The 10,248-nt window shown below is 73.4% G+C and carries 7 protein-coding genes; 4 read left to right on the top strand and 3 right to left on the bottom strand.

The window, feature by feature from the left end; genetic code table 11:
- Positions 1-139: 139 nt before the first annotated feature.
- Positions 140-1,771: an alpha/beta fold hydrolase gene (locus AB0G79_RS13625; RefSeq protein WP_360805138.1), complete on the bottom strand. Its 1,632-nt coding sequence runs from the start codon at positions 1,769-1,771 to the stop codon at positions 140-142.
- 73 nt (positions 1,772-1,844) lie between these two features.
- On the opposite strand from AB0G79_RS13625, the gene AB0G79_RS13620 reads away from it, so the two are divergent.
- Entirely contained in the window at positions 1,845-2,774 is a 930-nt protein-coding gene (locus tag AB0G79_RS13620) for a MerR family transcriptional regulator (protein WP_360805135.1), read from the top strand.
- Positions 2,775-2,923: 149 nt separating this feature from the next.
- A complete protein-coding gene (locus AB0G79_RS13615) occupies positions 2,924-3,736 on the top strand; it encodes a VOC family protein (RefSeq protein WP_360805132.1) in 813 nt (270 codons plus the stop codon).
- 97 nt (positions 3,737-3,833) lie between these two features.
- On the opposite strand, the gene AB0G79_RS13610 is transcribed toward AB0G79_RS13615, so the two are convergent.
- A complete protein-coding gene (locus tag AB0G79_RS13610; RefSeq protein ID WP_360805129.1) occupies positions 3,834-5,315 on the bottom strand; it encodes an MFS transporter in 1,482 nt (493 codons plus the stop codon).
- A 111-nt stretch (positions 5,316-5,426) separates the two neighbouring features.
- On the opposite strand from AB0G79_RS13610, the gene AB0G79_RS13605 reads away from it, so the two are divergent.
- Together AB0G79_RS13605 and AB0G79_RS13600 are read left to right on the top strand one after the other, a co-directional pair.
- Complete coding sequence (locus AB0G79_RS13605; RefSeq protein WP_360805126.1) at positions 5,427-5,894, top strand: MarR family transcriptional regulator; 468 nt, start codon at positions 5,427-5,429, stop codon at positions 5,892-5,894.
- A gap of 214 nt (positions 5,895-6,108) precedes the next feature.
- Positions 6,109-9,129 (top strand): carbohydrate binding domain-containing protein, encoded by a 3,021-nt coding sequence (locus AB0G79_RS13600; protein ID WP_360805123.1) that lies wholly within the window; start codon positions 6,109-6,111, stop codon positions 9,127-9,129.
- A gap of 68 nt (positions 9,130-9,197) precedes the next feature.
- Here AB0G79_RS13600 and AB0G79_RS13595 read toward each other — a convergent pair whose 3' ends face one another.
- A complete protein-coding gene (locus AB0G79_RS13595; protein WP_360805120.1) occupies positions 9,198-10,136 on the bottom strand; it encodes a GNAT family N-acetyltransferase in 939 nt (312 codons plus the stop codon).
- Positions 10,137-10,248: the final 112 nt, after the last annotated feature.

Genomic DNA, 10,248 nt, shown 5'->3' with positions numbered 1-10,248 from the left:
GCCCCGGGGGGGTGTTTGTTCGTTTCGGCGGGGACCCCCCCCGGGTGGTCCCGGGGTACCCCCCGGGGGAACCGGGCGCGGGGGGGGGGGCGGGCGGGGGGGGGTCGCGCCCCCGGCCCCGTCGGCGTACCGGGAGGTGTCAGCTCCCGGTACGGCCGGGGTGGCGCGTGCGGCCGACATGGCCGGGGTGGCGCGTGTCGCCGACGTGGCCGAGGTGGCGCGTGTCGCCGACATGGTCGAGGTGGCGCGTGTCGCCGACGTGCCCGAGGTGGCCCAGGACGGAGCGCATGGCCCGCTCCACGGCCGCGCGGGACGCGTCGGTCGGATCGACCAGCTCGAACGCGTGGTGCCCGTCCGGCACGTCCACGATCTCGACGTCCGCGTTCCGCCTCGCGGCGGCGTCGAGGAAGGCCTGGACGGTGTCGGCGAAGGCGGGGTGCTCGCGCCCCGCACGGGTGAGAACGACCGGCGGCCCGTCGGCGGTTCCCACCACGTCGGCCGGCCGGAAGCGGGGGTCCACCGCGCCCCAGCCCGGCAGCGGCCCGAGCGCCGGGTAGCTCGCCGCCACGCAGCGGAGCCACGGCGGGGGCGCCGCGAGCCAGTCGGCCGCGAGCGGCCCGCCCGTGGAGAAGAACCAGAGGGCGATCCGGTCCGGGTCCACGCGCGGGTCGGCGCGGACGAACGCGACGGCCTCGGCGAGGTCCTCGGCGGCGCGCGGGTAGTCGCCGAGGCCGTGCAGCCGGTGGTCCAAAGTCGCGCCGACGGCCCCGAGGCTCGCCGCGTAGCGGCCGTACCCGAGGAAGAACGGGGTGTCGCGCGGGGTGGGCCGCCGGCCGGGGGCGACGGGCCCGCCGTGCACGAAGACGACGGCGGGACGCGGCTCCCCGGCGTCCGGGAGGTGGAGGTCGACGCGGCCGTGCCGCTCGCGCGGCGCCTCGGGGACGTCGAGGAGGAACGGCAGGAGGTGGGACGGCGTCGCGTGTTCCGTCGCGGCCGCCAGTTCCGGCGCGGTGACCCGCTCCCCCTCGCCCGCCGCCGCGCGCAGCAGGGCGGTGGCCAGTCCGGCGGGGTCGGACAGCATCGGCCAGTGTCCGGTGGCCAGTTCGATGAAGCGCACGTGGTCCTGGGCGAGCGCCTGGAACTGCGGCGGGCCCGACGCGACGAGCATCCGCACGATGTCGAGGCTCGCGCCGTTGGCGGTGCACAGGAACCCGGTGACCGGCAGCGTCGCGGCGGCGCCGGTCAGCCGGAGCGGCTGGGTGAAGGTGGCGCGCGGCTGGGGCGCGGCGAGCCGGGCCAGCCGGTCGAGGGCTTCGGCGGGGACGCCCTCCGTGCTCCCCCAGCGCGGCCAGGTGTCCCGCGTCGGCGCCGGGATCCGGGGCGCTCCGGGATCGGCCTCCGTCCGGGCCAGGACGTCCGGGTCCTGTACGCCGCTCAGCGCGGTCTCGCCGTGCTGCGGCAGGGCCGTGTCCAGGGCGACGAGCCGGGCGATCCGGCCGGGGCGCCGGTCGGCGGCGGCGAGGACGGGGCGGAGCCCGTACCCGTGCCCGACGAGGACGACCTCGCGCGCGGTGAGCCCGTCGACGAGGCGGAGGACGTCGTCGACGTGCGTCTCCAGATCGACGACGCGGTCCTCCGCGCCGCTCTCCCCGTCCATGCCGGTGAGCGTCACCGCGTACGCCTCCGCACCCGCGGCGCGCAGCCCCGCCACCGTCCCGCCCCATACCCATCCCCCGGTGAAGGCGCCCGCCACCAGAACGAATGCCGTCATGATCGTCTCCTTGCGACTCCTCGGCGATGTCGTGCCGTTACGCTAAAAGCTCCCGTCGGGGGAGGTTCAAGTCGTGGGGTCCGACGACCTGCTGAGCATCGGTGAGCTCGCCACGCGCGCGGGTGTCACCGTGAAGACCGTCCGCTACTACTCCGATCGCGGGCTGCTCCCCGAGGCCGGCCGCAGCGGCGGCGGGCACCGGCGGTACGGACCCGAGGCCGTCGACCGGCTGCTGCTCATCCGCTCGCTGCGCGGGCTCGACCTGCCCGTGCCGGAGGTCGAGAGGGTCATCGAGCGGGACGAGGCCCTGGACGAGGTCCTCGCGGGACAGTTGCGGGAGCTCGGGTCCCGACTGACGGCGATGCGGTGGCGCGAGGCCTCGCTGCGGCTCGTCAAGGAGTGCGCGGCCGGGGACCGGGCGGAGCGGCTGCGGCTGGTCGGCGCGATCGCGCTGCCGCCGGACACCGGCGCGCTGGCCCGGTTCTGGCGGTGCTCGCTCCCGGTGCGTCTGCCGGCGCCGCTGGCCGGCTCGGTGCTCGACTCGGTGATCCCGCGGCCTCCGGAGGACCCGACGCCGGAGCAGGTCCTCGCCTTCGCGCGGCTGCACACCCTGGTGACCGATCCCCGGCTCGCCGACGCATCGTTCCGTCCGGCGCCGCCGCTCCCGGCGGGGACGTACCGCGCGGCCGTCCTGTACGAGGGGCTGCGCGAGGCGTACACGCTGGCGGCCGGCGCGCGGAAGGGGCCGGGCGGGGCGCTCGCGGAGGCGGACGAGGCCGTCGACTGCTTCGTGGCGGCGTACGCGCGCGCCCTGGGCGCCCGCGACACGCCCGCGTTCCGGCGGCGGCTCCTGGGGCTGCTCGGTACGAGCGACGGCCCGGTGATCCGCCGGTACTGGAAGCTCGCCGCCGTCCTCTTCGCCCCGGGCGAGCCGGTCCTCGGCGCCCTCCACCACCACCTGTCGGTCGCCCTGGCCGGTCAGGTCGCCGCGCGGTCCGCCTGACGCCTCCGTCACGGAACACCCCCGCGGACACCCCTGCCGCGTGGACTTCGTCGGCACACGGGTGAACGCGCGCATGCCGGACGCGGGGGCGGGGAAGGGGCGGTCCCTGGGCCTGGGAACGAGGATCGGGGCGTGAGGAGATGGTGAGGGTGACGGTGAGCGCGGAAGCGGTGGGCGCGCCGTGCTGGCTGAGTCTGGCGGCGCGTGATCTGGACGCGGCGGAGCGGTTCTACGGGGCGGTGCTCGGCTGGTCGTTCCGGCGGGGCTCGCTCGGGGACGAGTACGCGGTGGGCGAGCTGGACGGGGTGCCGGTGGCGGGGATCGCGGCGGTGGCCTCGCAGCTGGCGGTGCCGGTGGCGTGGACGGCGTTCTTCGCGGTCGACGACGCGGACGCGGCGGTGGCCCGGATCAGGGAGCGCGGCGGCACGATCGGCGTGGGCCCGGTGGCGTTCCCGCCCCGGGGGCGGGCGGCGCTCGCGACGGACCGGGAGGGAGCGGCGTTCGCGGTGTGGGAGGGGCGGCTCGTCTCGCGGTGGCGGGTGGGCGAGCGGAAGGCCCCGGCCTGGCTCGAACTGCACACGCGGGACGCGTTCGACGCGGCGGTGTTCTACGGCGGGGTCCTCGGCTGGGCGGACGGCAGCCCGGGGTGCTGCGAGGTGAGCTACGAGAAGGACCAGGTGGTCCTGCGGTGGCGGGACGAGGCCGTCGCCCGCCTGAACAGCGGCCCCGTGGAGTCGGCCTCCCCCCGTCCGCAGCTGCGCCCGCGCTGGCTCGTACGGTTCCGGGTTCCCGACCTGGAGGCCGCGAAGGCGGCGGTGGTCGCGAACGGCGGGACGCTCGTGCCGGGCGAGGAGTGGGGCGGGGTGGGCGCCCCGGACGGCACGGACGGCGGCGTGGTCGTCCGCGACCCGGACGGCGCCCTGTTCACCCTCGACCCGGCGACGGAGGAGGACGCCCCGTAACGGACGCCCTCCCGCGCGTTGCTCTCCTCTTCCGTACGGGCTCTCCTCTTCCGTACGGGCTCTCCTCTTCCGTACGGGCTCTCCTCTTCCGTACGGGCTACCGCAGGGCGGCCCGCGACCCGGCCTCGTCGCCGGTCCCGGTGGAGTCGCCCTGTGCGGGCACGACCGGGCCGGCGCCGGTGGCCGGGGTGGTGCGGGCGGGGATGAGCGCGGCGACGACGGCGGCGACGAGGCCGACGCCCGCGCCGATCGTCATGGCGGTGCGGAAGCCGTCCTCGGAGGGGAGGGTGTGGCCGCCGAGGGTGGTGGTCAGCTGGGCGAGGACGACGCCGATGACGGCGGCGGACGCCGAGGTGCCGATGGACCGCATGAGGGTGTTGAAGCTGTTGGCCGAGGCGGTCTCCGCCTGCGGGACGGCGCCCATGATGAGCGCGGGCATCGCGCCGTACGCGAGGCCGACGCCGGTGTTGCAGACGATCGTGACGACGAGCAGCCCCCAGGTGGAGCCCATCAGGGCGAGCGAGGAGGCGTACCCGGCGGCGATGACGAGGGAGCCGACGGAGAGGGTGACCTTGGGGCCCTTGGCCGCGGAGAGCTTCGCGCCGAGCGGGGCGAGGGCCATCATCATCAGGCCCGCCGGGGCCATCCAGAGGCCCATCTCCATCATCGACTGGCCGAGGCCGTAACCGGTCGCCTCGGGCAACTGCAGGAGCTGCGGGACGACGAGCGACTGCGCGTACATCGCGAAGCCGACGAGGACCGAGGCCGCGTTGGTCAGGAGGACGACCGGGCGGGCGGTGACGCGGAGGTCGACGAGCGGGTCGGTGGTGCGCAGCTCCCAGAAGCCCCAGGCGAGCAGGACCACGGCCGAGCCGGCGAAGAGGCCGAGGGTGGTGGCGCTCCCCCAGCCCCAGCCGGCGCCCTTGGAGACGGCGAGGAGCAGGGCGACGAGTCCGGCGCCGAGGCCGAGCGCGCCGGGCAGGTCGAAGCGGCCGGGGGCCGGGTTGCGGGGGCCGGCGGGGACGACGCGCCAGATCGCGAGGCCGACGAGGGCGCTGAAGGCGGCGGCGACCCAGAAGAGGACGCGCCAGCTGGCGTTCTCGGCGACGGCGGCGGAGAAGGGCAGGCCGAGGGCGCCGCCGACGCCCATGGAGGCGCTCATGAGGGCGATGGAGCCGCCGAGCCTCTCGGGCGGCAGGACGTCCCTGAGGAGGCTGATGCCGACGGGGACGACGCCCATGCCGAGGCCCTGGAGGCCCCGGCCCACGATCATCGGGACGACGGATTCGGCGAGCGCGCAGACGACGGAGCCCGCGACGAGCGGGACGACGGAGGCGAGGAGGACCCGGCGCTTGCCGAGGGTGTCGCCGAGGCGTCCGGCGACGGGGGTGGCGACGGCGGCGGCGAGGAGGGTGGCCGTGATCACCCAGGAGGCGTTGGACGGGGTGGTGGCGAGGAGCTTCGGCAGGTCGCCGATGAGCGGCACCACCAGGGTCTGCATGAGCGCGGCCACGATGCCCGCGAGGGCGAGGACGCCGACGACGCCTCCGGTGCGGGTTTCGGGCTGGGGGCCGTCCACGGGTTCTCCTGGGTTTCACAGCGGGATCTTTCTATGCATGATGCATAAGCATTGCTATATACACAAGCCGTGCATGATGCATATGCGATCACTTCGGGAGAGAATGACCGCATGGACAAGCCCGCGGACAAGCCGACCCACCTGGTCGAGTTCGAGACCATGCTGCTCAGCCGGCACGCCCACCTCTACGCCCCCCGCTCCCGGGCCGGCGGGGGCCAGCTCGACCGGAGCGCGTACGTCCTGCTGAGCCGCATCAGCATGCACGGGCCCATGTCCATCGGGCAGCTCAGCGAGGCCTTCGGCCTCGACGCCTCCACCCTCAACCGGCAGACCGCCGCGATGCTCCGCACCGGCGTCGTCGAGCGCATCCCCGACCCCGACGGCGGGATCGCCCGCAAGTTCCGCATCACCGAGGAGGGCGCGCGGCGGCTCGCCGCCGACCGGGACGCGAACATCGAGGGGCTCGACCGGGTCATGGAGCACTGGCCCGCCGAGGACGTGGCCCGGTTCGCCGCCTTCCTCGAACGCTTCAACCAGGACATCGAACGTCTCGAAGGCCGCCCCTGGCCACGCCCCTGACCCACCCTCACCACGCCCCCGCGGGGCCCGTGACCACCTCGGTCGCGGGCCCCGTTTCTGTTCGATCCCTTTACGCGGGACCCGAGCACCGGTAACTTCCGGCCGACGCAAGATGTTTCTGCAACTTTCCGACTGTGTTTCCAACAGAGCCCGCATCCCCGCCTCACGGCCGGGTTCCGCACGGAGACACGGCGCCCCCCGCCTGGAGATCCCGATGACTCGCACCCGCAGACGGCTACCGGCCCGCCCGGTCGCCGCCCTGGCCGCCGCCGGCGTCCTCGGCCTGGTGGTCGCCGCACCCGGCTCCCCCACCTCCCCCGAATCGGCCCCGCGCACGGCCCCGGTGGCCGCCACCGCCGACAACACCGCCACGGTCTTCTACTGGACGAAGACGAAGAACTGGGCGCTCTACAACCTGCATTACGCACCCGACGGCGGCGCCTGGACGACCGTCCCCGGCGTGGCCATGGAGGCCGCCTGTACGGACTGGGTGAAGAAGACCGTCACCCTCGGGACAGCCGGCGGCCTCCAGGCGACCTTCAACAACGGCAACGGCACCTGGGACAACAACGGCGGCAAGAACTACGCCCTCGGCACCGGCGCCATCACGGTCAAGGACGGCGTCGTCGCCCACTCCGACCCGTGCGGCGGGACCACGCCCACACCGACCCCCACACCCACGCCCTCGCCCTCCGCCGCCGGCAGGGCGACGGTGTACTACTCCACCGAGGCGCTCGGCTGGTCCACCGTCAACGTCCACTACCAGCCCGCCGGCGGCGCCTGGACGACCGTCCCCGGCGTCGGCATGCAGGCCGCCTGCACCGGCTGGTGGAAGCGGGAGATCGACCTCGGCACGGCCACCTCCCTCAAGGCCGCCTTCAACAACGGCAACGGCACCTGGGACAACAACCGGGGCTCCGACTACACGATCGGCACCGGCGTCAGCACCGTACGGAACAACGTGGTGACGGCCGCCGCCGCCGACCCGTGCGCCGCCGCCGTCCCCGACACGCAGGCCCCGACGGCGCCCGCCCGGGTCACCGCCGCCGCCGACGGCGTCTCCGTCCTCCTCACCTGGGACCCCGCGACCGACGACAGGGGCGTGACGAAGTACCAGGTCACGCGCACCGGCGGGACCGGCGGCACGGTCGTGACCGACGTCGGCTCCACCGTCTTCTCCGACACGAACCTCGCCGAGCGGACCGCGTACACGTACACCGTGAAGGCCGTGGACGCCGCCGGGAACGTCTCGGCCGCCTCGGCCGCCGCGACCGCCACCACCGGCGACGGGCCGCAGACGCCGGCGACCGGCAAGCCGCTCGGCACCGACCCGCGCAAGGACCCGATCTACTTCGTCCTCACCGCCCGCTTCAACGACGGCGACGCGACGAACAACCGGGGCGGCAGCCAGCACACCAAGTCGGGCAACGCGGCCAACGACGACCCCATGTTCCGGGGCGACTTCAAGGGCCTCATCCAGAAGCTCGACTACATCAAGGGCCTCGGCTTCTCCGCGATATGGGTGACCCCGGTCGTCCTCAACCGCTCGGACTACGACTACCACGGCTACCACGGCTACGACTTCTACAAGGTCGACCCGCGCCTGGAGTCCGCCGGAGCCTCCTACCAGGACCTGATCGACGCCGCGCACGCCAAGGGCGTCAAGATCTACCAGGACGTCGTCTACAACCACTCCTCCCGCTGGGGCGCCAAGGGCCTCTTCACGCCGACCGTGTACGGCGTGAGGGACAGCCAGTGGAGCTGGTACTACGACGAGAAGCAGCCCGGCTTCGAGTACGACGGCCTGACCATCGACGCCAAGTCCGGGAAGTCGTACTACAACGGCGACCTGTGGTCGACGGCCGAGCCCACCGGCAACACCTGCCTCAACTGGGGCAAGCCGACCGGCGGCAAGAGCGCCGAGGGCTACACCGTCTACAACTGCCAGTGGCCGAGCCCGACCTCCGGCATGTTCCCGAAGGCCCTCTACCACCAGTGCTGGATCGGCAACTGGGAGGGCGAGGACTCCCGTTCGTGCTGGCTGCACGAGGACCTCGCCGACTTCAACACCGAGAACGCGACCGTCCAGAACTACCTGATCGGCGCCTACAACAAGTACATCGACATGGGCGTCGACGGCTTCCGCGTCGACACCGCCGTGCACATCCCGCGCACCACCTGGAACCGCCGCTTCCTCCCCGCCATCCAGGAACGCGTGACGCAGCGTCACGGAGCGGAGGCCGCCAAGAACTTCTTCGTCTTCGGCGAAGTCGCCGCCTTCGTGAACGACAAGTGGAACCGCGGCTCGGTCAACCACTCGGCGCAGTTCTACACCTGGAAGGAGCGCAAGGAGTACGACGCCGACGACACCAAGGCCGCCCTGGAGATGTACGACTACGAGCAGCAGCAGGGCACCGGCAACCAGCCCACCTCCAACAACGCCTTCCTGAACGGGAACAGCTACCACACCCCCGACCACAGCCGCTTCTCGGGCATGAACGTCATCGACATGCGCATGCACATGAACTTCGGTGACGCCTCCAACGCCTACTTCAACGGCAAGGACTCCGACGACAGTTACAACGACGCCACCTACAACGTCGTCTACGTCGACAGCCACGACTACGGCCCCAACAAGTCGAGCGAGCGGTACGCGGGCGGCACCGACGCCTGGGCCGAGAACATGTCGCTGATGTGGACCTTCCGCGGCATCCCGACGCTCTACTACGGCTCCGAGATCGAGTTCCAGAAGGGCCAGAAGATCGACTGCGGGCCCACCTGCCCGCTCGCCACCACGGGCCGCGCCTACTACGGCGCGCACCTCGCGGGCTCCGTCACGGCCTCCGACTTCTCGCAGGTCTCGTCGGCCTCCGGCACGGTCGCCACCACGCTCCAGCAGCCGCTGGTCAGGCACGTGCAGCGGCTCAACCAGATCCGCCGCGCGATCCCCGCACTCCAGACGGGCCAGTACTCGACCGAGGGCATCTCGGGCGGCATGGCCTTCAAGCGCCGCTACACCAGCGGCTCGACGGACAGCTTCGCGCTTGTCGCCGTCTCGGGCGGCGCGACCTACTCCGGCATCCCGAACGGCACCTACACCGACGCCGTCACGGGAGACGTCCGGACCGTCACCAACGGCAGCCTCACGGTCGCCGCACCCGGCAAGGGCAACCTCCGGGTGTACGTCCTGAACGGCCCCGGCAAGATCGGCGCCGACGGCCCCTACCTGAAGTAGGAACCGGAAGAGGGACGGCGGAGGCGAGGCCGGCCGCCCGGACGGGCGCCGCGTCCTCGCCTCCGTCGTCACTCCCCGTCGCCCGCCGTCCCGTGGCGGCCCCCTCCCGCGAACCGGGCCCGTCGGGTGAGGGGCGCGAAGCCGAGTCCCCGGAAGAGGGCGGCCGAGGCCGGGTTGTCGGTGTTGACGTCGAGGTACACCTCGCCGTGGCCGTGGGCGCGCAGACGGTGGAGCGCGGCGGTGGCGAGGGCCCGGCCGAGGCCGGTGCGGCGGTGGCCCGGTGCGACGCCGAGCTGGACCACGTACTCCTCGGCGCAGGTCACGAAGGCGACGGGGGTGCCGTCGGCGGTCCGGGCGAGGAGGGAGCAGCCGGGCAGGAAGGTGTCGTCGACGAGCCAGACGGTCCAGGCGTGCAGGGTGGGGTCGGGAAAGCCCGGCCGGTCGGCGAAGGAGGCGCGGTACGCGGCGTGGAAGTCGGCCCGGTTGGTGTCCGACCACTCCTCCGGGGTGATCCCGCCGGGCAGCGGCACGGCCGGCGGCGCGGTGTCCGGTCCGAGCCGCAGCACGTCCTCGGCGAAGGTGCGCACGAGGCCCCGGGCGGCGAGGAACGCCTCGCCGTGGGGCTTCAGGGACTCGGTCTCCAGGAGCAGTGGTCCGGACGCGCCACCGGACGCCTCCGTGAGGAGGGCGAACAGGGTGCCCCCCAGGCCGCGTTGGCGGTGGTCGGGGTCCACGAGGCCGGTGATCATGGTCCCTTCGGCGACCGGCCGTCGGGCTCCGCACGCGACGAGCCGGTCCCCGGCGAAGGCCCCGACGGCGAACGCCCTTCGCTCCTCGCCCAGTCCCACGTACCGCCGTCGCAGGAACTCCCCGGTGGCGGTCGCGGGGAGGCCGCCGTCGTGCGCGGCGACGCGCGCGGCGAGGGCGACGACCCGGTCCAGGTCGCTTTCGGACAGCACTCTCCAGCCGCCCCGCCCGCCGGGAGCGAAGGGCACCTTCTCGTGCATACAACCACCTTTCCGGCACCTTTAGATCAACAGTACGCAACACGAACGGGCTTTTCCGACAGAAGACTTCCCTCCGACCTCCGATTCTGGGATCTTGCGTCCACCCCACACA

The sequence above is a fragment of the Streptomyces sp. NPDC020807 genome, assembly GCF_040641575.1.
Classification (GTDB): Bacteria; Actinomycetota; Actinomycetes; order Streptomycetales; family Streptomycetaceae; genus Streptomyces.
The sequence above is the reverse complement of the archived record's forward strand: the minus strand, read 5'-3'. Positions and strand labels throughout refer to the sequence as shown.